We start from the raw sequence: 26,687 nt of genomic DNA on the forward strand, positions 1-26,687 counted from the left end.
CTCAGCGGACGCCGGCGGCGGCCGCGAGGGCCTCGCGCATCGCCGCCTCCGGTGCCGGCCGGACGCCGGTGAACTGCTCGAACTGGCCGAGCGCCTGGGCCAGCAGCAGGTCGAGGCCGGACACCACCCGGACGGCGTGCGCCAGCGCCGCCTCGGCGAGCGGGGTCGGCCAGGGGTCGTAGATGGCGTCGAAGAGGACCGCGCCGGGGCGCCAGGTGACCTGGGTGGCGAGGGCGTCCGCGGCGCCCTTCGGGACCGTCGAGATGACCGCGTCGGCGTCGAAAACCGTGGCCGCCTCGGCCCAGTCCACCCCGCGGATCGTCACGCCGAGCGCCTCGGCCGCCGGGGCGAGCTCCGCCCGGGCCTCCGGGCGGCGGGTCACCACGGACACCTCGGTCGTGCCCAGGTGAGCGGCGGCTGCCAGGGCGGCGCGGGCCGTGCCACCACCGCCCAGCACCGCGACGGCGGGACCCGAGCCGGTGGGCAGCCCCGCGTCGTTCAGGACCCGGAGCATGCCCGGTACGTCTGTGTTGTCCGCGTACCAGGTGCCGTCGGAACGCCGTACCAAAGTGTTGGCCGCGCCCGTCGCGAGCGCGACCGGCGACGCCTCCGCGGCCAGCGTCAGGGCGGTTTCCTTGAGCGGCATGGTCAGCGACAGGCCCGCCCAGTCGGCGCCGAGACCGGCCACGAGCTGGGGAAGCTCGGCCTCGGCGCACTCGATGGCCGTGTAGGACCAGTCGAACAGCCCCGCCGCGGCGAAACCCGCGGCGTGGATGACCGGCGAGAGCGAATGACCGATGGGCTTGCCGCACACCGCGGCCCGCCGGGGGCCCGAACCGTGCGTCAGCAGAGCGGGACCCCGTTCCGGCACGCCCGCTGGATGTTCGCGTCGTGCTCGGCGTTGGTGACCGCGAACGCCGACTTCTTCGTCTTCGGGTCGATCGCGACGAAGAACAGCCACTCCCCGACCGCCGGCTTCACGGCGGCCTCCAGCGCGGCCTTGCCCGGGTTGTTGATCGGGCCGAGCGGCAGCCCCACCTTGAGCTCCGTGGTGTACGGGTTCTTCGGGTCCTTCAGCTCGGCGTCCGACATCTTGCCCGAGTGCTTGCGGCCCTTGTCCTGCAGCTGCAGCCAGTAGTTGGTCGTCACGTCGAACTGCAACGGCATGTTCTTCTTGTACGCCCGGTTGTAGGCGACCCGGGCCACCTTGGGCAGGTCCTCGGCGGTGCCGGACTCGGCCTGGGACAGCGACGCGACGATCAGTGCCTCGTACGGCGACACCGACAGCTTGCCCTCGGCGGTCTTCACGAAGTTGATGTCGGTGGTGGTGTCGATGAACTTGCCGACCATCACGCGCAGCATGTCCGCGGCCGTGGCCTTCGGGTCGAACTCGTACGTGTCCGGGAACAGGAAGCCCTCGATGGTGCCCGACGCCTTCTTGTCGTCGCGGCGGTTGAACCAGAAGTCGGGTACGCCGAGCGCCTGCGGGTCCTTCGCGGCGGTCTCGAAGTCCTTCACCGGCACCTTGGTCGCCTTGGAGAGCGTCGCGTAGATCTCCTGGGCGGTCAGGCCCTCCTTGATCGTCACGCCCTTGCTGACCCGCGCCTTCGGGTCGAGCAGCAGCGTCACGGCGTCCTTGGCCGACATCTGCTTGCGCAGGTTGTACGTGCCCGGCTGGATGTTCTTGCCGCGCGGGTTGTCCTCGGCCGCCTGGGTGAACGCGGCGGTGCTCTTGACCACGTCGGCGTCCACCAGCGTGTTGCCGATCTCGGTCAGCGAGCCCTTGCCGAGCGACACCTGCACCGGGTCGGTGCCGGAGCCGTCGTAGTCCGCGGCGGTGAAGAAGCCCTTGATCTTCTCGTAGCCGAGGTAACCACCGACGCCGAGAACGCCGAGCAGGATGAAGACCATGAGGAACGCGACGGCGGACTTGCCCTTGCCGCCCTTGCCGCCGCCTCGGCCCCGGCGGTGCCGGGGTTTACCCTTCTCCGCCTGCTCGTCGAACGCCAGGTCCAGCTCGTCGATCATCTCGTCTGCCTCCGCTGTGCGTCCAGCCAGCTCTGCAGGATCTCCACCGCGGCCGCCTGGTCGACGACCGCCCGTTGCCGCTTGCCCCGGACTCCTCGCTCGGCGAGCCTACGGGTCGCGACAACGGTCGACATCCTCTCGTCCGTCAGAACGACGGGAACCGGCCCGACCGCCCGCTCCAGCCGCTCAGCGTACCCACGGATGTCTATGGCGGCAGGTCCCTCGGCGCCGTTGAGACGCACCGGGAGGCCCACCACGATCTGCACCGCCTCGTGCTCCCCCACGAGACGGACGAGCTCGGCAATGTCGCCGGGGACGGCGTCGGGCGCCGCCGCCATGTCACGGGGCACCGTGACCAGGGGGGTGGCCAGGATCCCGTCGGGGTCACTGAGTGCGACCCCGACGCGCACCTTACCGACATCCACGCCCAGCCGCCTACCCCGCGGCAGTGCGCTCATCGGCCCACCCTCCCTCTCAGGCGGCGTCGCCGACCGCCTTCTCCACCGCGGCCAGCAGCGCGGGGACCTGGTCGGCGGGGACTCCGCCGCCCTGCGCGAGGTCGGCGTTGCCGCCGCCCCGCCCGGACAGCGCGCCCTTGACGAGGTCCGCCGCGGACAGGCCACGACTCTTCGCCGTCGCGTTCACCGCTACGATCAGTGACGCCTTGCCGTTCGCGCGGGCCGCGACCGCCACGACCGCCGGACGCCCGGAGTCGATCTTGCCGCGGATCTCCTGGGCAAGGGTACGCACATCGTTGGTCGCCGCGCCCTCCGGTGCCTCGGTGCCGACGTACGCCACGCCCCTCAGGTCCCGGGCCTGCGCGGCGAGCGCACCGGCACCGCCGAGCACCATCTGCGCGCGCATCTTCTCGAGCTCCTTCTCCGCGTCGCGCAGCGCCGTGACGGTCTGCTCGACCCGGTCGCCCACCTGGTCGGCCGGCACCCGGAACATCTCCGCGAGCCGGCTGACCAGCAGGTGCTCCTTGGCCAGGAAGCCGAACGCGTCGATGCCCACGAGCGCCTCGACCCGGCGTACGCCGGAGCCGATCGACGACTCGTTGAGGATCTTCACGAGCCCCAGCTGGCCCGACCGGGCGACGTGCGTGCCGCCGCAGAGTTCACGCGCGTAGTCGCCGACTTCAACCACTCGGACCTCGTCGCCGTACTTCTCCCCGAACAGGGCCATCGCGCCGAGCCGGCGCGCCTCCTCCTGCGAGGTGATGAACGCGTGCACTTCGAGGTCCCGCAGCAGCACCTCGTTGACCTGCTGCTCGACGTCGTGCAACACGCTGTGCGGCACGGCGCCCGGGGTGTTGAAGTCGAAGCGCAGCCGGCCGGGCGCGTTGAGCGATCCCGCCTGCGTCGCCGACTCCCCCAGGAACGAGCGCATCGTCTGGTGGATCAGGTGGGTCGCGGTGTGCGACCGGGAGATCGCCTTGCGCCGGGTCACGTCGATCTCGGCGAAGCCCGCCTCACCCGCGCGCACCTCACCGCGGACCACCCGCGCCTTGTGCACGATCAGGCCCGGGAGCGGCTGCTGCACGTCGACGACCTCGACCTGGCCGCCGCCCACGTTGATCAGGCCGGTGTCGGCCTGCTGGCCGCCGCCCTCGGCGTAGAACGGGGTGCTGTCGAGCACCAGCTCGACGTAGTCGCCCTCGCCGGCCGCCGCGAGGCTCGAGCCGCCGCTGCCGAGCAGCGCCCGGACCCGCGACTCCCTGGAGACCTCGGCGTAACCGGTGAACTCGACCGGGCCGCCCGCGTCGAGCACCGAACGGTACGCCGACAGGTCCGCGTGCCCCGTCTTGCGCGCCGCGGCGTCCGCCTTCGCGCGGGCCCGCTGGTCCGCCATGAGCCGGCGGAAGCCCTCCTGGTCGACGCTGAGCCCCTGCTCCTGCGCGATCTCCAGGGTCAGGTCGATCGGGAAGCCGTACGTGTCGTGCAGCTGGAACGCCTGGTCGCCGGAGAGCGCCTTGCCGCCCTTCGACTTGGTGTCCGTGATCGCGGTGTCGAGGATCGTCGTGCCCGCGCGCAGCGTGGACAGGAACGCGTCCTCCTCCGCGTACGCGTACGTGGAGATCCGCTCGAACTCCTTCTCGAGCTCCGGGTACGACGGCGCCATGCAGTCGCGCGCCACCGGCAGCAGCTCGGGCAGCGCGGGCGCCTGCCAGCCCAGCAGCCGCATCGACCGGATCGCGCGGCGCATGATGCGGCGCAGCACGTAGCCGCGGCCCTCGTTGCTCGGGGTCACGCCGTCGCCGATGAGCATCAGCGCGGTGCGGACGTGGTCGGCGATCACGCGCAGCCGCACGTCGTCCGGGTGCGACTGGTTGGCCGCGTGGCCGGAGTGCGCGCCGTACGTCTTGCCGGTCAGCTCCGCCGCGCGCGCGAGGATCGGCCGGACCTCGTCGATCTCGTACAGGTTGTCGACGCCCTGCAGGATCGACGCGATGCGCTCCAGGCCCATGCCGGTGTCGATGTTCTGCTTCGGCAGGTCACCGACGATCCGGAACTCCTCCTTGCTCTTCACGTCGGCGATCTCGTACTGCATGAAGACGAGGTTCCAGAACTCGAGGTAGCGGTCCTCGTCGACCTCCGGACCGCCCTCCTGCCCGTACGCCGGTCCGCGGTCGTAGTAGAGCTCCGAGCACGGGCCCGCGGGGCCGGGGATGCCCATCGACCAGAAGTTGTCCTTCTTGCCGCGGCGCACGATCCGCTCGGCGGGCATGCCGGTCTGCCGCCAGATGTCGATGGCCTCGTCGTCGTCCAGGTAGACGGTCGCCCAGATCTTCTCCGGGTCGAGGCCGAAGCCACCCTCCTCCACCGGCTTCGTGGACAGCTCCCACGCCAGCGGGATCGCGCCCGCCTTGAAGTAGTCGCCGAACGAGAAGTTGCCGTTCATCTGGAAGAACGTGCCGTGCCGGGAGGTCTTGCCGACCTCGTCGATGTCCGGCGTGCGGATGCACTTCTGCACGCTGACCGCGCGCTGGTACGGCGCCGCCCGCTGGCCCAGGAAGAACGGCACGAACTGGACCATGCCGGCGTTGATGAACAGCAGGTTCGGGTCGTCGATGGCGGGCAGCGGGGCACTCGGCACGACCGTGTGCCCGTTGGCCTCGAAATGCGCCAGATAGCGCCGCTTGATCTCCGCCGTCTTCATCGCTGACCCTCCTGGGCGTGGCGCCCGTGTGTGCCGTCCTCGTCGTCACGGAGGTCGGCGAACCTGTCCTCGTACAGCTCACCCGCGGCGAACGCCGCGTGGATCTCCTGCTCGCGCTCGGCCATGCCTTCGCGCACGTCCTCCACGAAGCTACGCAGGGACTCCACCAGGCCGCCAGCCGATTCCGACAGCGACGTGGCGATGCCCGAGGGGGTGAACTCGTTCGCCTTCTTCGTGACCTTGCGGACGACGATGGCACCGACGGCCAGGCCCACGCCCAGCCAGAGCAACCGCTTCATGGTCTTCTCTCCGGTTTCTGTGGCGGGCCGGACGTCAACGGGACGCGCGCGCGGCCCGGCGGCGCTGCTTCAGGGAGGCGCGGACGTCACGCTCCTCCTCGGCGTGCCGGCGGGCGGCGGCGGCCTTGCGCACGCCGTACCCGAAGGACGCGACCTTGACCAGCGGGTTGGCGGCGGCGGCCGACACCACGGTGACGAGGTTCGCCACGTTGGCGGTGACGTTCTGGGCGTGCTCGGTCATCGTGTCGATCTTCGCGAGCTGGACGTTCACACCGTCCAAAGAGACCTGCACCTGGCCCAGCGCGGTGTTCACGCTGTCCACCGTCTCGGTGACGTTGCCCAGCAGCGGGCCGGTGCGGTCGGTCAGGTCGTTGATCGCCCGGGTCGCGGCGTCCACGGTGTGCCGCATCTTCAGGATCGGCACGGCGAGCACCAGCACGAGCATCAGGAACGCGCCCGCCGCGATCAGGCCTGCGATTTCTCCGGCGTTCATTACACGCGTCTCCTCTACCGACGGCCGCTTTGCGTGACAACGTGCAGACCCTACCGTCCGTCACCGCGGACCGCGTCACGACGCCGTGGGTGTCGGCCCGCGGCCCGCTCTGGGTGTCGGCCCGCGGCCCGCTCTCAGCTCGCGGACGGGCTCGGCTCCAGCAGGGGATCGTTCGTCAGCACGGGGTCGGGCGTCACGCCGATCAGCGAGGGATCCACGGCGGGCTGAGGCTTGCCGCGCTCGTCCGTCACCGCGTTCTGCACCTTGATGCTGACGGTCGACCCGGTGCACTTCTTCGGGTCGGGCGTCTCCACCACCCCATCGGGCCCGACGGACGGCACGGTGTCCGGATCCTGCGCCGCGACGGCGTCCACCGCGCACTCGGGCAGGCGTACCCACAGGTCCAGAGTGAACTCGTCGCGCGTCCAGCAGCTGTACTTGCCCTCGGTGGTGGGCTGATCGGTGCACTCCCCGCCGCGGACCTTCCAGCCGGCGGACGTCAACGCGGCCGCGTACGCCTGGTTGGTCTCCTCGAACGGCCGCTCCGACTGGGCGATCCGCTCCCGGAACCTGCAGTCCAGGAAGCACCACCGGCTGCCGCTGCTGCGGTCCTCGGCCTGCTTGTCGGCCCACGCCGGCACGTTCAGGGCATCCAGCGAGGTGAACACCGGGTCGCGGGTCGCCGACCAGACCCCGAAGAACACCGGCAGCAGGCCCAGGACCAGCACGCTCAGCGAAACCAGGGTGAGCACCCGCAGGCGGCGCTTGGCCCGCATCTGCCGGCGCAGCTCCGTCCGCGCCCCGCGCAGACCACCGAGCGGCCCGCCGCTTTCCTGCTCATCGCCGGCCGTGGCCGACCGTACGGCGGGAGCATCGTCAGTCACCCGCCCGGCGCTGACCGCCGCGACGGCCCTGCCTGAGGGAACGTCAGTGCCGGGCGCGTGGGGGGCGGCCGGCGGCCCGACGGGTACGGCCTTGGCGACGGCTCTGCCACCGGGGACCTTCGCGGCGGCCCGGCTGCCGGAGACCTCGCCGGGTCCGCGGCCGGGGACCTCAGCGGTTCCACGGCGACCCGGCACGTCAGCTGTGCCGCGGCCTGGTACGTCGGCTGTGCCGCGGCCTGGTACGTCGGCCGTGCCGCGGCCTGGGATGTCGGCCGTGCCGCGACCTGGGATGTCGGCCGTGCCGCGGCCGGGCACCTCGGCGGTTCCGCGGCCACCTGACACTTCGGCTGTTCCGCGGCGGGCGATGGGTTCGGCGGCTGGGCGGCCGGGTGGGACGTCGACGGGTACGCCGGACACGGGGCCCGCGCTGCCTGCCATTCCGCGGCGGCCCGGGGCACCGGAGACCGGACCCGGCGCACCGGAGACCGGGCCGGGAGCACCGGAGGCCGGGCCGGGGACACCGGGAACCGGGCCGGGGGCACCGGGACCGCCTTGCCGGGCGGGAACGCCGGAAACCGGGCCGGCACTGCCTGCCCCGCCGCGCCGGCCGGGGACGCCCGAGACCGGGCCGGCACTGCCCGCACCGCCACGGCGGCCGGGAACGCCGGAAACCGGGCCGGCACTGCCCGCACCGCCACGCCGGGCGGGGGTGCCCGGCAACGGGCCGGTGCCGTCCGGGCCGGTGGGCGTCACCGGGGCGCGGCCGGGCGCACCCGGTCCCGCCAAGTCCGTGGGCCTGCCGGGACCAGCGAGTCCGGCGGGCATGCCAGGGCCCGCGACGCCGCCGGGCATGCCGGGGCCTGCTCCGCCGCCGGGCATGCCGGGGCCGGTCACGCTGCCGGGCATCCCGGGGCCTGGGGCTCCGGCGGGTTGTCCGGGGACGGCTCGGCCCGCGGCCGCTCGACCGGTCTGCGGGCCGGTCCGCTGGCCGGTCTGCGGGCCAGTCTGCTGGCCTGTCTGGTGGCCCGGCACGGGACCGCCGGGGGTGGCGCGGCCCGGGGCGGGGCGGCCACCCGGCTGGTTCTGGGGCGGCTGGCCGGGAACGGCACGGCCGGGCTGCCCACCACCGGCACGACCGGGCTGCTCAGACCCGGGGCGGCCGGGCTGCGGCGCACCGGGACGGCCGGGCTGGTCGACGCCGGGACGGCCGGGCTGGTCGACCCCGGGGCGGCCGGGCTGCAGCGGGCCGGGGCGGCCGGGCTGCTCGGCACCCGGGCGGCCTGCTTGGTCGGGTCCCGGGCGGCCGGGCTGGTCGGGGGTGGGGCGGGCGCCGGGCTGGTTCTGGGGCGGCTGGCCGGGGCGGGCGACGCGTCCCGTGCCTCGCGGGGGCGCTCCGGGCGTACGGGCGCCGGCCTGCGCGATCTGGCCGGTCGTGCCGATCACCCCGGACGTGCTGCCTGCCATGGCGCCTGCGCGGCCGGGGACCGCGGGGCTGCGTACGCCCTCACGACCGGGAACGACGGGCGGGACGACCGCCGCCGACGCGCGCGCCGGTGGCGTGATCGGGCCGGTGCCGCCGTCACCGCCGGGTCCCTGCCCACGGCGGCCCGGGGTGGGGCCGGTGCGGCCGGACGGGAGCGGGCCGGTGTGGCGGCCGAAGCCCGTACCCGGCTCCTCCTGGGCGTCGGGGCGTCCGTGCCGGCCGCTCTGATCGCCCGGGTGACCGTCGGGACGGGCCCGGCCGGCGGCGCCGGTGTTGCGGGAACCGAACGACGGCCCGTCGGCACCGGGGATGGCGGAGACGGGACGGCTGGCGCTGCTCACCGGGCGCGCGGCACCGCCACTGGTCTCATGCCGGCCCGCCGGTGCGGGGCCGCCGGGTGCTTCGCGCCGGCCTGCGGGGGCACCGGGACCCTCGTGACGACCTGCGGGTCCGCCCGGGCCGTCGTGCCGACCCACGGGACCGTCGTGGCGGCCCGTGGGGGCGCCGGGGATCTCGTGCCGGCCCGCGGGAGCGGCCGGGCTCTCGTGCCGGCCGGCCGGACCGGACGGCGCCGGGCCGGGGCCGCGGCGCCCGCCGGTGGTGAAGCCGCCGACCTGATCGGGGGCAGCATGGCCGCCCACCTGGTCCGGCGCGGAATGGCCACCGCGCGGGACCGGACCGGATCGACCGGCACGACCGGACGGGATCGGGCCGGTGCCACCGGGCGGCACCTGACCCGCACGACCCGACGGGATCGGGCCGGTGCCACCGGGCGGCACCTGACCCGCACGACCCGACGGGATCGGGCCGGTGCCACCGGGCGGCACCTGACCCGCACGACCGGACGGGATCGGGCCGGTGCCGGTGGGTGGCGGGGCGGCGTGGCCGGGCTGGCGGGGGCCGTCGTCGAGGTGGCGGGAGCCGCGGCCCGTGGGTGAGACCGGGCGGCCCGGCAGCGGGGCCTGCGGCGGCGCGCCACGACGGCCTGCGGGCGGCGTCTCGTGGCGGCCGGCGGGCGGTGCCGGTGAGGTCGGCCGGGCGGCCGGGACCTCCGGGGCGTTGCCCGAGGCGGGTACGCCGGAGGCCGGCCGGGCAGCCGGGAACCCGCCGGTGGAGTAGCCGGCGGCTGCCGGGGAGCCCGGCGGCGGGAAGGAACCGGGCGGCATGCCGCCGGCCCGCTGCGGGTCGATCTGCCGGCGGCCATGGCCGGGTGCCGGGGCATCGGCGTCGGGCGCGGCACGGCGGCCGGGGCGTGGTGCGGCGCCGCGGGGATCGGGACCGGGTGGCGTGGCAGCGCCTCGGGGGCCGCCTTGCGCGGGGGGCGGGGCAGCACCGCGAGGGCCCTGCGCCGGAGGCATGCCCGACCGGCCGGGCGACCCCGGCACGGCAGCACCCCGCGGGCCGGTGGGCGAACCCGGCGCGGCAGCACCGCGGGGACCCGTGGGCGAACCCGGCGCGGCAGCGCCACGGGAACCGGTGGGCGAACCCGGCGCGGCAGCACCGCGGGGGCCGGCAGGGGAAGGAGGCATGGCAGCGCCGCGCGGAGCGGCCGGCGAACCGGGTGCGGCTGCAGCGCGGGTGCCTCGCGGCGGTGGGGGCGCGGCGGGTGAGCGGGGTGCCGGCGTCGGCGCGCCGGAGGACGGCCGGGAGGCGGGTGGTGCCGAGGTCGGCAGGGGCGGGAACGGGTCGTTGGCGGCCGGGTCGTCCGGGCCGGGGGCGGTACGGCCGCTCTTGCTGGTGCGGCCCTCGCCGGGTGCCGTGCCGGGGCCGATGGCGCCGCCCCGCTCCTTGGCCGTGCGCAGGTCGTCGAGCCAGCCGGTCTCCTCGCCGGAGACCTCCTGGGGCTCGACCGGCTCGGGGCGACCGCGGCCGAACAGGCGGCGACCGCGGCCGGTCTGTTCGGCCCGCTGGTCGTCGTAGTCGTCAGGCTCGGCACCGCGCCTGCTCACGGCTGGTCCTCTCCGGCGGCTGTGCCGCTGTCGTCACCCTCCGGGACTTCGGAGGAAGTCCCGGCCGAACCCGCCGCCCCCGCGGCAGCGCGGGAATCACCCGACGGCCCGGCCGGCCCGGCGCCAGGCGACGCCGCAGCGCCCGAAGCCCCGGAAGCACCCGAGCCGCCCGAAGCCCCAGCGCCCGAGGCCCCAGAAGCGCCCGAAGCCCCAGCGCCCGAGGCCCCGGAAAGACCCGGGCCGCCGGAAGCGGCCGCGGCGCCCCGGACAATCTTGCGGAGCCGGGGCAAGCGCTCCGCCACCGCGCGTTCGGCGCCGTGGTCGGTCGGGGTGTAGTAGTCCGCGCCGATCAGATCATCCGGCACGTACTGCTGCCTCACAACTCCCCTGGGGTCGTCGTGTGGATAGCGGTAGCCCTTGCCGTGGCCGAGGCCGCGGGAGCCCGGGTAGTGGGCGTCGCGCAGGTGGGGCGGGACCGGACCGCCGCGGCCTGCGCGGACGTCGGCGATCGCGGCGGAGATGGCGGTCGTGACGGTGTTGGATTTGGGGGCCGTGGCCAGGTGCACGACCGCCTGTGCCAGGTTGAGCTGGGCCTCCGGCAGGCCGATCGACTGCACGGCCTGGGCCGCGGCGGTCGCCACGAGCAGCGCCTGCGGGTCCGCCATGCCGACGTCCTCGCTGGCGAAGATGACGATGCGGCGGGCGATGAAGCGGGGGTCCTCGCCGGCCACGAGCATGCGGGCCAGCCAGTGCAGGGCCGCGTCCGGGTCGGAGCCGCGCATGCTCTTGATGAACGCGCTGGTCACGTCGTAGTGGGCGTCGCCGTCGCGGTCGTAGCGCACGGCCGCGACGTCGACCGCCTTCTCCGCCGTGGCGAGGTCGATCTCGGCGGCGCCCTGGGCCGTCGCGGACGCGGCCGCCGCCTCGAGCGCCGTCAGCGCCTTGCGGACGTCGCCGCCTGCCAGGCGTACGAGATGATCTTCGGCTTCCGGGGCGAGCGTGACCGTGCCGCCCAGGCCGCGTTCGTCGGTGACCGCGCGGCGGATGAGGTGGCGTACGTCGTCCTCGTTGAGCGCCTGCAGCGTGAGCAGCACGCAGCGGGAGAGCAGCGGCGAGATGACCGAGAAGTACGGGTTCTCCGTGGTGGCCGCGAGCAGCGTGACCGTACGGTCCTCGACGGCGGCCAGCAGCGAGTCCTGCTGCGTCTTGCTGAAGCGGTGCACCTCGTCAATGAACAGCACCGTGGGCGGGCCGCCCGCGCGGCGTTCGCGGCGGGCGGTGTCGATGACGGCGCGGACGTCCTTGACCCCGGCGGTCAGCGCGGACATGGCCACGAACTTGCGGTCGGTGGCCGCGGCGACGAGGTGCGCGATCGTGGTCTTGCCGGTGCCGGGCGGGCCCCACAGGATGACCGACATCGGGGTGGTGCCGGTGACGAGCTGGCGCAGCGGGGCGCCTGGGGCGAGCACGTGGCGCTGGCCGACGAGCTCGTCGATCCCGGCCGGGCGCATGCGCACCGGCAGCGGCGAGTCGGCCGTCGGGCGGGTGAGGCCGGACTCCGCACCGCCCGGCGACGCGGTGCGGACGCCGCCCGGCCGGTCCAGGGGGAACAGTCCGTCGAAATCCATCGGCACCGACAGTACCGGCCCGCCCTCCGGTGCCGGAAATGCACCTTTTGAGGACGGGCCGGATACCGTACGCGGTTCGTCAGCCGCGGCCGGGGCGCCGGCCGTAGAAGCGGCGGCCGCTGCCCGAGCCGGAGCGCGGGCCGCTGCCGACACCGGCGAGGTAGAGGGAGAGCAGCAGCAGGCCCAGCGAGGCGAAGGTGGGGAAGTTGAACAGGTCGGTCGTCTTCACGTCGAACAGGTCGAGAAGCAGGTAGATACCGAAGACGACGGCCGCGGCGATCGCGAGCATGGGGTCCTCCATGTGGGGGGTGAGAGCACTTGGCCTGCTCATACCCGGGCGCTGGTCGCACGCAAACCCCATCACGGCGCGGGTACGACCTCCTGCGGTCCCGCCGCCACGGTTTCCGGCGTGGCGCGCCGGCCCACCAGGTAGAGCGGAGCGGCGGCCGCCAGCACCGCGGCGCCCAGCAGCAGCGCCGCCACGAGGCTCACGTGCGCGGCGACCGCCGTCAGCACGACCAGGCCGAGCGCGCCGGCGGGCTGACTGATCATCGAGTTCAGCGAGAGCAGGCTCGCCCGGTACGGGCCGTCGACCTGCCGGTGCAGCAGTCCGTTGTGGACCGGCGACGCGGCGCCGTGGACGGTGTAGCAGATCAGGAACGCCGCGACGACGCCCACCGGTCCGGCGAACACGGCCATGCCGACGACGGTCAGCCCCTGCAGGATCCGCAGGGTGAAGCCGGTCCAGGGCGCCCCGATCCGGCGGGCGAGCAACGGGACCAGCGCGGCCCCGGCGGCGGACGCGAGCCAGGCCGCCGACCCGACAGGGCCCATCAGCGCCGATGCCTCGGTGGGATCGCCGAGCACGTCGGCCAGGCGTACGGGGGTCAGGCTCTCGAAGGTGATCATGCCGAAGCCCCAGAAGACCTCCACCGCGACCAGCGCCACGATGACGCGGGAGCGGCGCAGCAGCCGGAGCGCTCCCCCGACGGCCGCCGGGACCCCGCGGACGGAGGCGGCCAGCGCGGCGAGACCCCGGCCCCGGCGCTCCTCGGTCATCAGCGTCGCCACGGCGACCATGGAGACGATCTGCAGCGTGAGGGCGACGTACACGGGCAGGCTGAGCGCGGTGACCGGGCCGATCGGGCCGAGGGCGACCAGCCCGCCGGTGAGGAGCGCGCCGGCCGCGATGGCGATGCCGAGCACCGCGCCGCTGCGGCTCAGCCCGGTCTCGATGTCCGCCTGGTCGTCCGCGGCCAGCGCGTGGTCGACGTACCAGGCTTCGAGGGGTCCGCTGTCGAGCGCGCGGTAGACGCCCTGCAGCACGTAGAAGACGACGAAGAGCGCCACCGAGTCGGCGACCGTGAGCAGCGTCAGCGCGGCGATGTCGACGGCGCCGGCCAGCAGCAGCACGGGCCGGCGGCCGAGCGCGTCGGACAGGCCACCGGTCGGCAGCTCGAGCAGCAGCACGGTGATGCCCTGCAGGGCGGCGGCCGAGCCGTACTGGGCGAGGGTCAGCCCGCGTTCCAGCGGGAGCAGGACGATCACCGGGATCATCAGGCCCACCGGCAGCCAGCGCAGGGCGATCAGCACGAGGAAGCGGCGGCGCGCCTGGGCGGCGGTCACTTGTCGACCCTCGGCAGCGCGTACATGTAGAAGAAGACCTGCCTGGCGCCCGCCGCCGGGCCGGCCTCGCGATAGCGCTCGACGACCGCGGCGAGCTCGGCCTGCAGGTCGTTCAGCTGCTCCGGCGAGAGGTTGAGCCCGTAGTCGGAGAAGTTGGCGGCCTGGCGCCACTCGGGGGACTCGTCGTCGCGGGCACGCTGCCACGCCTCGGCGTTCTCGACCATCAACTCCAGGGCACGACCCTCGAGCCAGTCGGAGGCGGCGGTCGCGTCGGGGTCGCCGGTGTAGTTGTCGCGCTGCCAGCTCGACACCTCGTGCGCGGAGCGCCACCAGCGTTCCCGGCCGCCGCCGGGCCGCTCCTCCTCGACGACGAGACCCGCGTCGGCCAGCTGCCGCAGGTGATAGCTGGTCGCCCCGGTGTTGGTGTCCAGCGCCTGCGCCAGCCGGGTAGCCGTGGCCGGCCCGTCCAGCCGCAGCCGGCCCAGCAGCCGGAACCGCAGCGGGTGGGCGAGCACGCGGATCTGCTGGGCATCGAGGTGGACCTCACGCTGTTCCATATCTAGCACAATAGTTGTGCACAGAAATTGTGCAAGACTTCTATGCAAGGATGTGGTCATGATCGGGGTGAGGCAGGCGGGACCGGCGGACGCCACCGAACTGATGCGGCTGCGCAAGGTCATGCTCGACTCGATGCGCGACACTCCCAGCCCCGGCGGCGAGTGGCAGGACGCCGGCCGCGCGCTCCTGCAACGGCAGCTCGCCGACCCGGACGGGATGGTCGCCGCGTTCGTCGTCGACCGCCCCGGCGCACCCGGGCTCGCGGCCTGCGTCGTGGGCGCGGTGGATCAGCGCCTCCCGAACCCGTCCGACCCGACCGGACTCCGGGGGTACGTCTACAGCGTCGCAACGGACCCGGCGTACCGCCGCCGCGGCTACTCACGCGCCTGCATGACCGCACTCATCGACTGGTACGCCCGCCGCGGCATCCGCGCCGTCGACCTGCGTGCCTCGCCGGACGCCGAGCCGCTCTACGCGTCGCTGGGGTTCCGGCGTACGCCCGACCCGGCCATGCGGCTGATCGTCAACCGGCCAGCTTGAACAGCAGCGTGGTCTCCCACTTGTGCATGTCGGGCTCCACGGCCGGATCGGTCCGCAGCACCTCCAGCCGGGCACCCCACACCTCACCCTCGGGCGTCGGCGTACGGTCCCACTCCAGCCCCCGCCGCTGAGCCCAGTCCAGCAGGCTCGCGGTGACCCCCATCAGCTCGTCCGGGTGCCCGACGTGCGTCACGGTCGCGTACCGCCCGGCGGGCAGCACGTCGACGAAGACCGGCTCGTCGACCTCGATCGGCGCGCTCACCGGGATGCCCGCCTCGACCACCAGTTCCGCCGACATGTCGATCACCCGGTACCGGAAGAACGGCGCCCCGGCCGGCGCCACGCCCCGCTCCCCCAGCCACCCGAACATCCCGGGCAGATGATCGGCGACCCGGGCGAACTCGGTCATGGTGATCGACTCGCGCCGACCGACGTACACCTGCTCGGAGCGCTCCACGATGGTGGGTTCAGCCAGCATGACCCTCATCATGACGGCTCGGCGGCCCGAGCGCCTCCGTCACCGTGCGCAGCGGCGTCTTCAGCAGGCCCGCGGCCCGGGTGGAGTCGAGACGGATGCAGCCCGGCCGGTTGCCCAGCCCGCCCTCGGCGGTCGTGCACACCGGAACCGAGGCGGGGTCGAGGCCGTGCGAGCGCGCCACGAGGCGGCCGAGGTCGGCGCGGGTCAGCGCCTCGGGGCCGGCCACGTTGATCGTTCCCGCGTGGTCCGAGGCCGCCAGTTCCAGGATCGCCGCGGCCAGGTCCGTGGCGTCGACCGGGCAGCGGATCTCGTCGGTGAACAGCGCGCCGGAGCGGCGGCCGGTGGCCAGGTCCAGCGCCAGGCGGACCTGTTTGCTGCGGTCGTCGCCCACGATCAGGGACGTGCGGACGATGACGGCCGCCGGGTCGATCGCCGCGACCGCGGTCTCCCCCGCCGCCTTGGCCGCGCCGTACGGGAAGATCGGGGTCGGCGGCTCGTCGTCGGCGTAAGGGAGGGGCCGCCCCGCGTGCACGGCGTCCGACGACACGTGGACGAGGCGGGCGCCCACTGTGGACGCACCGAGTGCCACGTTCGCGGCGCCGTCCGCGCAGATCGTCCAGCTGTCCGCGCGGTAGGCGGTGTTCACGATCAGGTGCGGGCGGACCGCCGCGACCAGCGCGAGGAACGCGGCGCGGCCGGTGACGTCCACGGCCGTCCAGCCGGTCACCGTGGTCGTGGCCGTGCCCACCACCTCGTGGCCGGCCGCCGACGCGAGCCGCGCCACCTCTCCGCCGAGGTGGCCGCCCGCGCCGACGACCAGCGCGCGCATCAGTTGGAGCGTTCGACCGGTACGGCCTGGCCGTCCGTGCCCGGCGTGCCGGCGCCCGCCTTCGCCTTCGCGTCGATGCCGGCCTCCTTGCGCTGGTCGGCCGTGATCGGGGTGGGCGCGCCGGTCAGCGGGTCGAAGCCGCCGCGGGTCTTCGGGAAGGCGATGACCTCGCGGATGGACTCGTTGCCCGACAGCAGCATGCAGGTGCGGTCCCAGCCGATCGCGATGCCGGCGTGCGGGGGCGGGCCGTACTTGAACGCCTCGAGGAGGAAGCCGAACTTGTCCTGGGCCTCCTCCGGGGAGATGCCGAGCAGGTCGAAGACCCGGCTCTGCACGTCGCCGCGGTGGATACGGACGCTGCCGCCGCCGATCTCGTTGCCGTTGCAGACGATGTCGTACGCGTACGCGAGGGCCTCGTCCGGCACGGACTCGAAATTGTCCATCCATTCCGCGTTGGGCGAGGTGAACGGGTGGTGCACGGCCGTCCAGCCGCCCTCGTCGGTCTTCTCGAACATCGGCGCGTCGACGACCCAGCAGAACGCCCACGCGGACTCGTCGATCAGGCCCGCGCGCTTGGCGATCTCGATGCGGGCCGCGCCGAGCAGCTCCTGGGCCTCGCGGCGCTCGGTCGCAGCCGCGAAGAAGACGGCGTCACCCGGCTTGGCCCCGACCGCGTCGGCGAGGCCGCCGAGGTGCGAAGCCGACAGGTTCTTCGCGACCGGGCCGCGAGGCTCCCCCGTCTCGGAGTCGAGGACCACGTACGCCAGGCCGCGGGCGCCGCGGGCCTTGGCCCAGTCCTGCCAGCCGTCGAGCTCCTTGCGGGTCTGCGAGGCGCCGCCCGGCATGACGACCGCGCCGACGTAGCCGCCCGCGTCGATCGCGCCGGCGAACACGCGGAACTCGGTGCCGCGCAGGTAGTCGGTGAGCTCGGTCAGCTCGACGCCGTAGCGCAGGTCGGGCTTGTCGGAGCCGTACCGGTTCATCGCGTCGTGCCAGGTGATCCGCGGGATCGGGGTGGGCACGGTGTAGCCGGCGAGCTCGCCCCACAGCTTGCTCACGAGCTCCTCGCCGAGCTCGATGATGTCGTCCTGGGTGACGAACGACATCTCGATGTCGAGCTGGGTGAACTCGGGCTGCCGGTCCGCGCGGAAGTCCTCGTCGCGGTAGCAGCGGGCGATCTGGTAGTACCGCTCCATGCCCGCGACCATCAGGAGCTGCTTGAACAGCTGCGGGGACTGCGGGAGCGCGTACCAGGTGCCGGGCTGCAGGCGTACGGGAACCAGGAAGTCGCGGGCGCCCTCCGGCGTCGACCGCGTCAGCGTCGGCGTCTCGATCTCGTTGAAGTCGCGGGCGTGCAGCACCTCGCGGGCGATCTGGTTGGCGCGGCTGCGCAGCTTGAGCGCCTTCGCCGGGCCGGAGCGCCGCAGGTCGAGGTAGCGGTACTTGAGGCGCAGGTCGTCGCCGGCCTCGATGTTGTCGTCGACGGGCAGCGGCAGCGGCGCGGCCTCGGAGAGCACGACCAGCTCGCTGGCGACGACCTCGATCGCGCCGGTGGCCAGCTCGGGGTTCTCGTTGCCGGCGGGCCGGGCGGTCACCTCGCCGGTGACCTTGACGCAGAACTCGTTGCGCAGCGCGTGCGCGTCCTCCTCGCGGAAGACGACCTGCACGACGCCGGACGCGTCCCGGAGGTCGACGAAGATCACGCCGCCGTGGTCGCGCCGGCGGGCCACCCACCCGGCGAGCGTCACCGTCTGGCCGGCGTGGTCGGCCCGCAGGCTGCCGGCGTCATGGGTACGGATCACGGAAACGTCTCCTCACACAGGTTCACAGGGCGCACCCGTCATTGTGTCAGGAGCGGCCGGGCGCCATCGCCACCGGCCCGGATCAGGGCCCGGTGGAGCCGGCCGCCCCCGGTGGCGGCGATCGCGGCCGGTCGCCCGGCGGCTCAGCTCGCGGGCCATGAGGTGGCGCGCAGCGTCGCCGTGCCGTCGCCGGTCACCTCCGCGACCTCGACGCGGACCAGGCTGCCGCTGGTCAGCACGCACAGGACCACGCCCTTCGCCACGGAGACGAGCTGCCCGGCGCCGAGCGGGCTGGTCCGGATCGTCTTCGCGCAGCCCGCGGCGTCCGTACGGGGATCGACCCCGTCGCCGGCCGCGACCGCGCCGGGTGCCAGCGCCAGCCGGGGCCGCTCCCCGCCGCAGCTGCTGTCGTAGCGCAGGTCGCTGACCGGGCCGGGCGCGTTGACCCGCGGCTCGTCGAGGTCGAGGAACGTGATGCCGGTGCAGCCCGCCCGGATCCTGAGCCGCTCCTCGGCGTACGAGGCCACGCCGGCCGGCGACGACGCGTCCGGCGCGGGGATCGCCGCGGGAGCCCGGTCCCACGCCCGCCACGCCAGGACCGTGGCCGCACCGGCGACGGTGAGCGCGAGTCCGGCCAGCACGACCGCGGTCACGGCGAGCCGGCGGTGCGGTGCGGGCGGTTCGGCCTGCGGCGCGGGTGGGCCGAGCCGCTCGGTGGGCCCGTCCGGGTAGCCGTCCGGATCCTGCGGCCCGGCGTCGGGCGAGGTGGGTGCGCGGAAAACGGGCATGGACGACTCCGCTCGACGGGTCGGGTCGCACCCCGGCGAACGCGGGCGGCCGGGCCGCACGCCCGGCGAACGCGGGCCTGCATCGACCCTAGGGGCCCGGCCCGGCGCCGCCCATCCCCCGAAAGGGACATGGCCTCCCACGGTGGACAAGGCGTCTAGAATCCTGCGGATGAGCCCCCGTACCGGGTCGGAAACCGTCGCTATTGACAAGCTGGACCGTCAGATCCTCCACGGGCTGCAATTGTCGCCGCGGGTGCCGTTCGCCCGGCTGGCCGCGGTGCTGGGCGTCTCGGAGCAGACCGTGGCCCGGCGATACCAGCGGATGCGGACCCAGGGGGTGGTCCGGGTCTTCGGCACGGCGGACCCGTCCCGGGCGCCGGGGGTCACGACGTGGCTGGTCCGCATCGGCTGCCGGCCCGGCACGGCGGCGGGGCTGGCGGACGCGCTGGCCCGGCGTACGGACGCCGGCTGGGTCACGATCGACGCGGGTGGCGCCCAGCTGACCTGCTCGGTGCGCACCTCCGACGACCGGCGCGGCGTACGCGAGGACCTCCTGCACCACCTGCCGCGCGCGGCCAACGTGCTGTCGGTGAGCGCGCACCAGGTGCTGCACCGGTTCGTCGGGCGCGGCGAGGCCGACTGGGTGGCGGCGGACGATCAGCTCGACCTGGACCAGCGCCGGGACCTGCTGTCCCGCCAGGACGACGACGCGGACCACGGCGACGCCCGGATCGAGGCGGCCGACCGGCAGTTGCTGGTCGCGCTCGCGCACGACGGCCGGGCCAGCTACGCGGCTCTGGCCGACGCCACCGGCTGGACCCAGCGCAAGGTGGCGCTGCGCCTGGCCGCCCTGACCGCTTCCGGCGCGCTCTACTTCGACCTGGACGCCGCCGTGACGCTGCTCGGCTTCCGCACGATGGCCCACCTGTGGTTCACGGTCGCCCCGTCGGACCTGGCGGCGGTCGGCGCGCAACTGGCCGACCACCGCCGGCTGGCGTGGGCCGCGGCGGTCACCGGCCCGGCGGCGATCGTGGCGAACGCGCTGTGCCGCGACGCCGCCGAGCTGTACCGCTACCTGACGACCGAGGTGGCGGCGATCCCGCAGGTGCGCTCGTGCGAGACCGTACCGATCCACGACCGCGTCAAGCAGGCCGTGTCACTGGTGGACGGCGGCGTGCTCCGCGGGCCGGTCGTCTGAGGCGACCGGCGCGGGCGTGGCCCGTACGAGCGCGAGCACCGCGACGCCCCCGGCGAGCCCGGCCGCCGCCGCGACGAGGAAGGCCGCGTCGAGCCCGGCCGCGGCGGCGCCGTGCAGCACGCCGTCCACCGTGGACCGTACGGCCGCGGGCACGCCGGCCAGGATCCGCCCGGCCTGGCCCGCGGCGAGCCCGTGCGCGGCGGCGGCCGGGTCGGGCACCCCATGGCCGCTCAGGTGGCTCTCGGCGCGGGCGGCGAAGACCGTACCCAGCACGGCGATGCCGATCGCGAAGCCGAGCTGGCGGGCCGTGGTGACCGCACCCGCGGCCATGCCGGCCCGCTCCCGGGACACCGCGGCGGTCGCCGACTGCGCCAGGGCCGGCATGACCAGGCCCACGCCGGCGCCGGTCACCGCGTACCCGGCGATCAGCGCCGGCCAGCTCGCGTCCGCGTCGACCATGAGCGCGCACAGGGCCGCGCCGGCGCCGATCAGCAGCATGCCGACGCCGATGACGAGCCGGGGCGACCGGCCGTGCAGCTTCGCGCCCACGATGCCGGAGACCACCACGGACAGGATCGACATCGGCAGGCCGGTCAGCCCGGCCCGCAGCGGCGACAGACCGATCAGCGACTGCAGCCAGATCGACGTGTACGTGAAGGCCGCGAACGCCGCGAAGTTCACCAGCAGCGCCGCCACGATGACCCCGGCGAAGGACCGGTTACGCAGCAACGACAGGTCGAGCATCGGGTCGGGGCTGCGGCGCTCCACGAGGCTGAACGCGGCGAACCCGGCCCCGCTGAGCACCAGCAGACCCCATGTCTGCGCCGACGACCAGCCCTCGGTGGTGGCGCGGATGACCGCGAGCGTGAGCGCCCCGGCGGCGACCGTGAAGGTGAGTGTCCCCGCGACGTCGAAGCGGCCCCGGCGGACCGTCTCGCCGGGCCGGAGGACGGTCCCGCACAGCACCAGGGCGGCGATGCTGACCGGCAGGTTGACGAGGAAGATCCAGCGCCAGCTCAGCGCCTCGGTGAGCAGGCCGCCGAGGATCGGGCCGACCGCGGCGGCGGCGCCGGAGACACCACCCCAGACGCCGTACGCGACCCCCCGCGCCCGCCCCTGGTACGCGGCGTTGATCAGTGCGAACGTCGTGGTGAACATGGCGGCCGCGCCGACGCCCTGCACGACCCGCGCGGCGATCAGCACCCCGGTGCCGGATGCGACGCCGCACGCCAGCGAGGCGAGGGCGAACAGGGCCAGCCCGGCGGCGTAGAGGCGGCGGTGGCCGTGCCGGTCGCCGAGCGCGCCCGCGCCGAGCAGCAGTACGCCCAGCGAGAGGGCGTACCCGTCCACGACCCACTGCAGGCCGGTGAAGGACGTGTGCAGGTCGGCTGCCATCTGCGGCAGGGCGACGTTCACGATGGTGACGTCCACGAGCAGCATGAAGGTGCCGAGGCAGATGGTGACCAGCGGCCACCACGAGTTCTTCTGTTCCATGCCTCTCAAGGTCCGGCACCACCTGCGGCATCCGCCAGCCATCAGCGGCTTGACGTAGGAATCTTGCTAGCTTCGACATGAAGAGGAGTTAATCCGCCACGTACCAGCCGTCCCGGAGGACCGGAACCGCCACGCTCGCACCGAACTCCGCCGCCGTGGCCACGTCCTCCGGAAACCCGTTCTCGTGCAGCTCCCGGCCGCTGACACAGTCGTGCAGGGCGGCGCTCAGGCTGTCGGCCACCATCCGGTACGCCGCCAGCGCCGCCCCCGCCTCCGGGGTCGGATCGGCGGCTGTACCGCGTACGAGATGGTGGAGGAACGACCCCGCGCCCCACAGATCCTCGACCGCGGGGCGCAACGACCCGTCCGGCCAGCGCTCCCCCGCCGCCACCACAGCGACGGTCCCGCCGTCGCCGAGCCGGTCCCGCACCCACGACGCGACCGCCGGCGCGTTGCGCAGCGACACCCCCACGACGGTCGCGCCGCCGGCCGCCAGCCGCGCGGAGATGGTCGCACCGTTCGGCGACGGCAGCACGAGCCGCCGCACCCCGGAGCTCCGCGCGACCGTCGCCGGCGACAGGCTGATCTGGCCCGGGCCGGCGGCGCGGCGGCCCACCGCGAGGACCGCGTCGTGCCGGCGGGCGAAGGGTTCCGCGGTCTCGTCACGCCACGGGTACGGCCGCACGGCGATCCCCCGGTCCGCGGCCACGCTCAGCGTCGTGGTGAACGACAGCACGTCGACGACGGCGACCACCGACGCGCCGGCACCGACCGCATCCGCGCCCTCAGGCCCCCACTCGAACAGAACTCTCATTCCGCCAACTGTTCCAGTGCGGCCCGCACCGCGTGGTACCGCTCCGCCTGCCGGCCGCCCTCCGGCGGATCGCCCAGCGCCAGCACGCCGTGGGTGATGCCGTACGTGAGCCGGTACAGCAGCACCTGCGTCGCCACATCCCGCCACTGCCCGCCGCGGGCCGCGCTCGGCCGGTGCCCCAGCTCGGTGATCGTGAACCAGGCCGGGAACAGCGCGTGCGTCTCGACCGCGGCGTCGACCCGGCCCCGCAGGTGCGCGGCCAGCTCCAGCAGCGCGCTGGCCCCACGATGGGCGCTGTACTGCTCCTGAAGCCGCGCGTCCAGGTCGAGCGCCGTCCAGGCCGCAGCCGCCTCGGCTCCACGGGCGGTCAGCTCGGCGTCGCGCGCCCGCCACCGTCCACGATGGATCCGGTACGCGGCGGCCGCCCGCCGGAAGGACCGCCGGCCCACCCGCGCGCGAGCCAGGGCACGGCTGGCACCGAGGGCGCGGCCGCGGCTCTCCGCGATGAGACGTTCCAGCTCCGTGTACGCGTCCAGCGCCGCGCGATGAGCCGCCCGGGCGTCCTCGTCGAGCATGCCCGCCCGGATCTCCTCCGCCTCCCGCACCTCGGCGACGAGACCCTCCAGATCGGAGGGAAGGGTGTCGAGGTCCACCGGCCGCACCCCGTGCTCCATCCGCAGCCGGCCCTCGATGAGCTGCACCTCCCCGGTGAGCCGGGCGATGGCCTGCCGCGCCGACCGCAACCCGCCGTCGGTCTCCCGCCGCAGGTCGTCGTGGGCCTCCCCGGCCCGGCTCAGCCGCGCGTCGGTTTCGTCGAGGCGCACCCGCAGCTCCTCGGCGCGCTCCTCCGCGGCTCGGGCCACCCGCTCGACGTCGTCGGCCAGCTGGGACCGCAGCATCGCCAGTTTGCGCACGAAGTCGGCCCGCAGCGCCTCGGCGACCCGGGTCAGATCGGTCTGCACCCCCACGCCGCCACTCACGCGAGCGCCGCGCCCTCGAACGCCCGCGCCCGCGCCACGGCCGGGGCAGGCGGGGTGGGCGCGCGCCGGGCGGTCAGCCACAGCACGCCGGCGACGGCCCCGGTCACGGCCGCGGCGACCAGCCACAGGCTCGGCACGACCTCCGCGGCGACCAGCAACACCGGGACGACCGCGGCGACGGCCAGCACGTACGCGACGACCCGCCGCCGCGAAGCCGCCCGGGCGCGGGCCCGGTCGAGCTCCCGCATCAGATCGTCGGCGGCGTCGAAGACCCGCAACTCCAGATCCTCGTACCGCTCGGAACCGGGGTCCTCCCGCTCGAGAATCTCGTGCCGGGACACCAGCTCCCGCTGTCGGACGACAAGCACATGACGACGGTCAGCAGCACCCACGCGAACTCCCCAAAGCCCCGCAGAGCGGTGGAAACCCCACCACGGGTCAGCGTACGGGCTGGGGGCGACGGGTCAATCCCACGCAGGAGGCATCAGCGGGCCTACGATTCGACCGCCTCGATGGCCTCGAAGATGTCTGCATCAACGTCGGCGCTGCCAGGTCGGCAGCGCCTCCCACGGCGCTACGTAGGACGGCTTGGGATCCTGAATACGCAACAAGATCTGAGCGGTCCAGCCGGACGCCACGAATTGACTCTTCTGCGCCCGGGTCAGACCCACGGAGCATCCCGAGCTGCCCGCCGACATGCCTGCGCGCATCCTGGATGAGACCTTGGCGTTCCTGGAAACGTGCGCGACGGCACCTCAGTCCATCGGACCGGGCGAACTGGTCGACATCGGCTGGCACACTTTCATCCGCCACACCCGCGAGTACGCCGACTTCTGCGACCGGATCGCTGGGCGGTTCATCCACCATGTCCCTGATGACGGCCCGACCGGCGAGGAGTGGCCGACCGTACCGAAGGCCGAGCCGGCGATGGTGGCGACCACGGTCGCCGCGATGCGTCGGGCGGGTCATCGCGTCGATCTTCCCCTCTGGTCCGTGACCGGCACGGCTGACTGCACCCAGCCGCAACCGTCAGGAGGCGCACCTTTGCCACGCTGCGGATGGGATGAGTTGCCGTTCGCCGTCCGAGCTGCGGTGGAGGCCCACACCGGCCCCATCCTGCGCGCTACATCGGTGGTGGACGGGTCGGTCTCCGACTTCGCGGCGGTGCTGGAAGCTCGGAGGGGCCGGCTGTTCTGCAAGGGAGCGGTCGCCCGCAACCCCTTGGGGTGGATGCATCGGAACGAGGCGCGCGTCAATCCGTACCTGCCGGTCCAGGTGCCGCGACTGCGCTGGCATATCGAAGCCGACGGATGGACGGTGGTGGGGTTCGAGTGCGTCGAGGGCAGGTATCCCGATGTGAGCCCGGGCTCACCCGATCTCCCTGCGGTGGCTGCCACTCTGAGCGCGATGGCCGCGGCGTTGACTCCCTGCCCGGTGCCCTTTGTGCAGGCCGCCGTCGCGCGATGGGCAGGCTGGGTCGCGCCCGATGTCGTCGACGGACAAACGCTCGTACACACCGATGTCACGCCGCGCAACTTCCTGGCCCACGGTCGCGGCGTGACGGTTGTCGACTGGTCGATGCCGTGCCGGGGAGCGGCTTGGATCGACACCGCTCTCATGGTTGTCCGGTTGATCCGCGCCGGGCATACCCCCGGAGAGGCGCAGGCGTGGGCCGATCAGATCCCGGTGTGGTCGTCCGCCGAACCCGCGGCGATCGATCTGTTCGCCGGGGGCGTTGCCGCGCTGAGCCTCAGGAGGCAGCAGCAGCGACCGTCCGCTGATCACCTGGCCCCTCTCGTCGCCGACGCAGCCGCATTCTGGGCTCGTCACCGCGACAACGGGAAGTCCCGCCGCAGCCGCTAGCGTCAGCGCTCGGGCTCGTCCAGGCCGGTCAATCCCACGGAAGGGTCCAGGGCGTCGAGCAGCCCGGCCAGCCGCTTCTCCTCGCCGATGAAGTGGGTCTCGAGCACCGCGGCGAGCCCGTCGAGCTCGATCCGCAGCTCGGCGCGGTCGGCCTCCGTCGGCGCCGCGCCGAGCCGGCCGGACAGGGCGGTGAGCCGGGTCAGCAGGCCGGCGATGATCTGGTGGTCGCGGTCCAGCTCTGCCAGGAAGGAGCGCAGCTCCGGGTGTCGCGCGGCCAGCACGGGGAAGACGGTCTCGTCCTCGCCGGTGTGGTGCCGGGTCACGGCGGAGCACAGGGTCCGGCAGTGGACCGCCAGCTCCCGGTCCGGGACGGACCCGTCGCGCAGGTCGTCGAGGTGGTCGAGCAGGCGGTGGTGCACGGCGATGAGCTGATGACCGTACGCGGTGAAGCGCGCGTACTCGTCGGAAGGGTGAGCCACAGGAATCCCGGGGTCCGGCGCCTCCATGCCCTCGGCGGCCTCCGGGCCGGGTGCACTGCGACGCTGCCGACGACCTTACCGCCTCAGAAGTACGTGTGGAGCACGTCCACCACCACGTCGTTGTCGTCGGCGACGGGGATGAAGCGCCACTTGTCGAACGCCGTGCACGGGTGGGACAGGCCGAACCGTACGAGGTCGCCGACCGCGAGCCCGCTGCCGTGCACGTACGTGTGGTGGTCGTTCATCTTCACCACCTCGCCGACGTCGGTGATCGGCAGGCCCTCGTCGAACGGGGCGTCGCGCTTGCCCATGCCGACGATCGCGAGGCCCGGCTCCGGCACGGACAGCACCTGGGCGTACATCTCCAGCGCCGCCGCCAGCGACCCCTCGCCCGGCTCGCGGTTGAACGGCGTGCGCTCGCGGTAGAAGCCGTCGTCGTGGGTGACGGAGGCGCCGCTGCGCAGGACCGCGTGCACGGTGTGGCCGTCGAGCCATTGACCCTCGAGCGCTTTGACGACCCGGTCGAACCACGCGCTGCCGCCGGCCGAGACGATCACCTCGGCGGGCAGCAGGTCCGCGATCGCGTGGACCGCCTCGACCTGCGCCGCGAGGAACGCGTCGACGTCGTCGGCCGTGGTCAGGCCGCCCTCGTACGCGGTGAGCCCGGCGAGCGTCACCCCGGGCGCGTCGGCGGCGGCCCGGGCCACGGCCACGACCTCGTCGACGGTACGGCAGCCCGTGCGCCCGCCCGCGTGACCGAGCTCGACAAGCAGGGGCAGCCCTCCGGCGGCCGCCGCGGCCTCGACGCCGGCGACCGAGTCGGTCTGCGCGTACACCTGCCAGCCCTGCGCGGCCTGGGCGGCGAGCCAGCCCAGCGCCGTCGGGTCGAGCACCTCGTTGGCGATCAGCACCCGCGGCACGCCCAGCCGCCGCAGCACGAGCGCCTGGTCGGCGGTCGCCACGGTCATCGCCCATGCGCCGGCCGCGAGCTGCGCCTGGAGCAGCGTGGGCGCCATGGACGTCTTGGCGTGCGGGGCGAACGAGAAGCCGTGCCGCAGCGCGTACGCGGCCATCGTCGCGATGTTCGCGCGTACCGCCGATTCCCGGACCACCAGCAGCGGCCAGGTGAAGGATCCGTCGAAGAGCGAGTGCCGGGCGGCGGCGAAGGCGCGGGCCGGCACCGAGCCCTCGGGCAGCCAGAAGCCCTTGGCCCGCCAGTCCAGCAGCTCGTCGGGGATGTCGAGGGTCACCGGGGGTCCTCCCTTGACCTCGGGAACGCGGTCACGCATGGTGTGGAAGCTACTACGGATGGGCG

Annotated in this window: 26 protein-coding genes; 5 read left to right on the plus strand and 21 right to left on the minus strand. The window is 74.1% G+C overall.

The features are described from left to right. Position 1: 1 nt before the first annotated feature. From IT780_RS22070 to IT780_RS22100, 7 genes are all read right to left on the minus strand, one after another. Complete coding sequence (locus tag IT780_RS22070) at positions 2 to 871, minus strand: shikimate dehydrogenase (protein WP_307831311.1); 870 nt, start codon at positions 869 to 871, stop codon at positions 2 to 4. Continuing rightward, entirely contained in the window at positions 844 to 2,028 is a 1,185-nt protein-coding gene (gene mltG / locus IT780_RS22075; RefSeq protein WP_199513524.1) for an endolytic transglycosylase MltG, read from the minus strand. The genes IT780_RS22070 and mltG overlap by 28 nt, the downstream gene beginning before the upstream one ends. After that, a complete protein-coding gene (gene ruvX, locus IT780_RS22080) occupies positions 2,025 to 2,486 on the minus strand; it encodes a Holliday junction resolvase RuvX (protein WP_199513525.1) in 462 nt (153 codons plus the stop codon). Before ruvX ends, mltG begins: the two co-directional genes overlap by 4 nt. Positions 2,487 to 2,502: 16 nt before the next feature. Further along, a complete protein-coding gene (alaS, locus tag IT780_RS22085; RefSeq protein WP_199513526.1) occupies positions 2,503 to 5,187 on the minus strand; it encodes an alanine--tRNA ligase in 2,685 nt (894 codons plus the stop codon). Beyond that, positions 5,184 to 5,486 carry a hypothetical protein gene (locus IT780_RS22090; RefSeq protein WP_199513527.1) on the minus strand — a complete coding sequence of 101 codons (303 nt, stop codon included), beginning with the start codon at positions 5,484 to 5,486 and terminating at the stop codon, positions 5,184 to 5,186. Before IT780_RS22090 ends, alaS begins: the two co-directional genes overlap by 4 nt. Positions 5,487 to 5,520: 34 nt before the next feature. After that, positions 5,521 to 5,979, minus strand: coding sequence for a DUF948 domain-containing protein (locus IT780_RS22095; RefSeq protein ID WP_199513528.1), 459 nt, complete (start codon positions 5,977 to 5,979; stop codon positions 5,521 to 5,523). A 134-nt stretch (positions 5,980 to 6,113) separates the two neighbouring features. Beyond that, positions 6,114 to 6,863 carry a hypothetical protein gene (locus IT780_RS22100; RefSeq protein ID WP_307831312.1) on the minus strand — a complete coding sequence of 250 codons (750 nt, stop codon included), beginning with the start codon at positions 6,861 to 6,863 and terminating at the stop codon, positions 6,114 to 6,116. Positions 6,864 to 6,920: 57 nt separating this feature from the next. Here IT780_RS22100 and IT780_RS22105 point away from each other — a divergent pair, with 57 nt between their 5' ends. Both IT780_RS22105 and IT780_RS43205 read left to right on the plus strand, forming a co-directional pair. Further along, a complete protein-coding gene (locus tag IT780_RS22105; protein ID WP_199513529.1) occupies positions 6,921 to 7,202 on the plus strand; it encodes a hypothetical protein in 282 nt (93 codons plus the stop codon). Between the two features lie 591 nt (positions 7,203 to 7,793). Next, positions 7,794 to 9,284 carry a hypothetical protein gene (locus IT780_RS43205; RefSeq protein WP_199513530.1) on the plus strand — a complete coding sequence of 497 codons (1,491 nt, stop codon included), beginning with the start codon at positions 7,794 to 7,796 and terminating at the stop codon, positions 9,282 to 9,284. Positions 9,285 to 10,291: 1,007 nt separating this feature from the next. Here IT780_RS43205 and IT780_RS22115 read toward each other — a convergent pair. The 4 genes from IT780_RS22115 to IT780_RS22130 form a co-directional block, all read right to left on the minus strand. Then, positions 10,292 to 11,923 (minus strand): replication-associated recombination protein A, encoded by a 1,632-nt coding sequence (locus tag IT780_RS22115; protein ID WP_199513531.1) that lies wholly within the window; start codon positions 11,921 to 11,923, stop codon positions 10,292 to 10,294. A 79-nt stretch (positions 11,924 to 12,002) separates the two neighbouring features. Beyond that, positions 12,003 to 12,212 (minus strand): hypothetical protein, encoded by a 210-nt coding sequence (locus tag IT780_RS22120; RefSeq protein ID WP_199513532.1) that lies wholly within the window; start codon positions 12,210 to 12,212, stop codon positions 12,003 to 12,005. A gap of 71 nt (positions 12,213 to 12,283) precedes the next feature. Next, positions 12,284 to 13,549, minus strand: coding sequence for an MFS transporter (locus IT780_RS22125; RefSeq protein WP_199513533.1), 1,266 nt, complete (start codon positions 13,547 to 13,549; stop codon positions 12,284 to 12,286). Then, positions 13,546 to 14,106 carry a helix-turn-helix domain-containing protein gene (locus IT780_RS22130; protein WP_199513534.1) on the minus strand — a complete coding sequence of 187 codons (561 nt, stop codon included), beginning with the start codon at positions 14,104 to 14,106 and terminating at the stop codon, positions 13,546 to 13,548. The genes IT780_RS22125 and IT780_RS22130 overlap by 4 nt, the downstream gene beginning before the upstream one ends. Positions 14,107 to 14,164: 58 nt before the next feature. Between IT780_RS22130 and IT780_RS22135 the strand changes: the two genes are divergently transcribed. After that, positions 14,165 to 14,647: a GNAT family N-acetyltransferase gene (locus tag IT780_RS22135; protein ID WP_199513535.1), complete on the plus strand. Its 483-nt coding sequence runs from the start codon at positions 14,165 to 14,167 to the stop codon at positions 14,645 to 14,647. Here IT780_RS22135 and IT780_RS22140 read toward each other — a convergent pair. From IT780_RS22140 to IT780_RS22155, 4 genes are all read right to left on the minus strand, one after another. Next, entirely contained in the window at positions 14,631 to 15,125 is a 495-nt protein-coding gene (locus tag IT780_RS22140) for a GyrI-like domain-containing protein (RefSeq protein WP_199513536.1), read from the minus strand. The two genes, IT780_RS22135 and IT780_RS22140, sit on opposite strands and share 17 nt — an antisense overlap. Then, complete coding sequence (locus IT780_RS22145) at positions 15,115 to 15,954, minus strand: SDR family oxidoreductase (protein ID WP_199513537.1); 840 nt, start codon at positions 15,952 to 15,954, stop codon at positions 15,115 to 15,117. Before IT780_RS22145 ends, IT780_RS22140 begins: the two co-directional genes overlap by 11 nt. Then, a complete protein-coding gene (aspS, locus tag IT780_RS22150; RefSeq protein WP_199513538.1) occupies positions 15,954 to 17,756 on the minus strand; it encodes an aspartate--tRNA ligase in 1,803 nt (600 codons plus the stop codon). Before aspS ends, IT780_RS22145 begins: the two co-directional genes overlap by 1 nt. Positions 17,757 to 17,899: 143 nt before the next feature. After that, entirely contained in the window at positions 17,900 to 18,544 is a 645-nt protein-coding gene (locus IT780_RS22155) for a hypothetical protein (protein WP_199513539.1), read from the minus strand. Positions 18,545 to 18,713: 169 nt separating this feature from the next. Here IT780_RS22155 and IT780_RS22160 point away from each other — a divergent pair, with 169 nt between their 5' ends. Further along, entirely contained in the window at positions 18,714 to 19,742 is a 1,029-nt protein-coding gene (locus IT780_RS22160) for an Lrp/AsnC family transcriptional regulator (protein WP_199513540.1), read from the plus strand. Here IT780_RS22160 and IT780_RS22165 read toward each other — a convergent pair. The 4 genes from IT780_RS22165 to IT780_RS22180 form a co-directional block, all read right to left on the minus strand. Further along, the gene (locus tag IT780_RS22165; protein ID WP_199513541.1) at positions 19,701 to 21,236 is read right to left on the minus strand and encodes an MFS transporter; all 1,536 of its coding nucleotides are present in this window, start codon (positions 21,234 to 21,236) and stop codon (positions 19,701 to 19,703) included. The genes IT780_RS22160 and IT780_RS22165 overlap by 42 nt on opposite strands. Before the next feature lie 88 nt (positions 21,237 to 21,324). After that, positions 21,325 to 22,050: a 2-phosphosulfolactate phosphatase gene (locus IT780_RS22170; RefSeq protein WP_199513542.1), complete on the minus strand. Its 726-nt coding sequence runs from the start codon at positions 22,048 to 22,050 to the stop codon at positions 21,325 to 21,327. Beyond that, complete coding sequence (locus tag IT780_RS22175) at positions 22,047 to 23,018, minus strand: hypothetical protein (protein WP_199513543.1); 972 nt, start codon at positions 23,016 to 23,018, stop codon at positions 22,047 to 22,049. Before IT780_RS22175 ends, IT780_RS22170 begins: the two co-directional genes overlap by 4 nt. 8 nt (positions 23,019 to 23,026) lie before the next feature. After that, positions 23,027 to 23,398, minus strand: a complete 372-nt coding sequence (locus tag IT780_RS22180; protein ID WP_199513544.1) for a hypothetical protein — start codon at positions 23,396 to 23,398, stop codon at positions 23,027 to 23,029. Between the two features lie 316 nt (positions 23,399 to 23,714). Here IT780_RS22180 and IT780_RS22185 point away from each other — a divergent pair, with 316 nt between their 5' ends. Further along, positions 23,715 to 24,893 (plus strand): UCP032817 domain-containing protein, encoded by a 1,179-nt coding sequence (locus IT780_RS22185; RefSeq protein ID WP_504739623.1) that lies wholly within the window; start codon positions 23,715 to 23,717, stop codon positions 24,891 to 24,893. 2 nt (positions 24,894 to 24,895) lie between these two features. On the opposite strand, the gene IT780_RS22190 is transcribed toward IT780_RS22185, so the two are convergent. After that, a complete protein-coding gene (locus tag IT780_RS22190; protein WP_199513545.1) occupies positions 24,896 to 25,372 on the minus strand; it encodes a hemerythrin domain-containing protein in 477 nt (158 codons plus the stop codon). A gap of 83 nt (positions 25,373 to 25,455) precedes the next feature. Continuing rightward, positions 25,456 to 26,661: an alanine racemase gene (locus IT780_RS22195; RefSeq protein WP_199513546.1), complete on the minus strand. Its 1,206-nt coding sequence runs from the start codon at positions 26,659 to 26,661 to the stop codon at positions 25,456 to 25,458. Between the last annotated feature and the right edge of the window lie 26 nt (positions 26,662 to 26,687).

The organism is Nucisporomicrobium flavum, from assembly GCF_016464385.1.
GTDB lineage: Bacteria > Actinomycetota > Actinomycetes > Mycobacteriales > Micromonosporaceae > Actinoplanes > Actinoplanes flavus_A.

Excerpts from the sequence above, each read along its gene's own strand:
- mltG (WP_199513524.1), bottom strand. The coding sequence starts at position 2,028 with ATGATCGACGAGCTGGACCTGGCGTTCGACGAGCAGGCGGAGAAGGGT.
- ruvX (WP_199513525.1), bottom strand. The coding sequence starts at position 2,486 with ATGAGCGCACTGCCGCGGGGTAGGCGGCTGGGCGTGGATGTCGGTAAG.
- alaS (WP_199513526.1), bottom strand. The coding sequence starts at position 5,187 with ATGAAGACGGCGGAGATCAAGCGGCGCTATCTGGCGCATTTCGAGGCC.
- IT780_RS22090 (WP_199513527.1), bottom strand. The coding sequence starts at position 5,486 with ATGAAGCGGTTGCTCTGGCTGGGCGTGGGCCTGGCCGTCGGTGCCATC.
- IT780_RS22095 (WP_199513528.1), bottom strand. The coding sequence starts at position 5,979 with ATGAACGCCGGAGAAATCGCAGGCCTGATCGCGGCGGGCGCGTTCCTG.
- IT780_RS22115 (WP_199513531.1), bottom strand. The coding sequence starts at position 11,923 with ATGGATTTCGACGGACTGTTCCCCCTGGACCGGCCGGGCGGCGTCCGC.
- IT780_RS22120 (WP_199513532.1), bottom strand. The coding sequence starts at position 12,212 with ATGCTCGCGATCGCCGCGGCCGTCGTCTTCGGTATCTACCTGCTTCTC.
- IT780_RS22130 (WP_199513534.1), bottom strand. The coding sequence starts at position 14,106 with ATGGAACAGCGTGAGGTCCACCTCGATGCCCAGCAGATCCGCGTGCTC.
- IT780_RS22135 (WP_199513535.1), top strand. The coding sequence starts at position 14,165 with ATGATCGGGGTGAGGCAGGCGGGACCGGCGGACGCCACCGAACTGATG.
- IT780_RS22140 (WP_199513536.1), bottom strand. The coding sequence starts at position 15,125 with ATGCTGGCTGAACCCACCATCGTGGAGCGCTCCGAGCAGGTGTACGTC.
- IT780_RS22145 (WP_199513537.1), bottom strand. The coding sequence starts at position 15,954 with ATGCGCGCGCTGGTCGTCGGCGCGGGCGGCCACCTCGGCGGAGAGGTG.
- IT780_RS22155 (WP_199513539.1), bottom strand. The coding sequence starts at position 18,544 with ATGCCCGTTTTCCGCGCACCCACCTCGCCCGACGCCGGGCCGCAGGAT.
- IT780_RS22160 (WP_199513540.1), top strand. The coding sequence starts at position 18,714 with ATGAGCCCCCGTACCGGGTCGGAAACCGTCGCTATTGACAAGCTGGAC.
- IT780_RS22165 (WP_199513541.1), bottom strand. The coding sequence starts at position 21,236 with ATGGAACAGAAGAACTCGTGGTGGCCGCTGGTCACCATCTGCCTCGGC.
- IT780_RS22170 (WP_199513542.1), bottom strand. The coding sequence starts at position 22,050 with ATGAGAGTTCTGTTCGAGTGGGGGCCTGAGGGCGCGGATGCGGTCGGT.
- IT780_RS22195 (WP_199513546.1), bottom strand. The coding sequence starts at position 26,661 with ATGCGTGACCGCGTTCCCGAGGTCAAGGGAGGACCCCCGGTGACCCTC.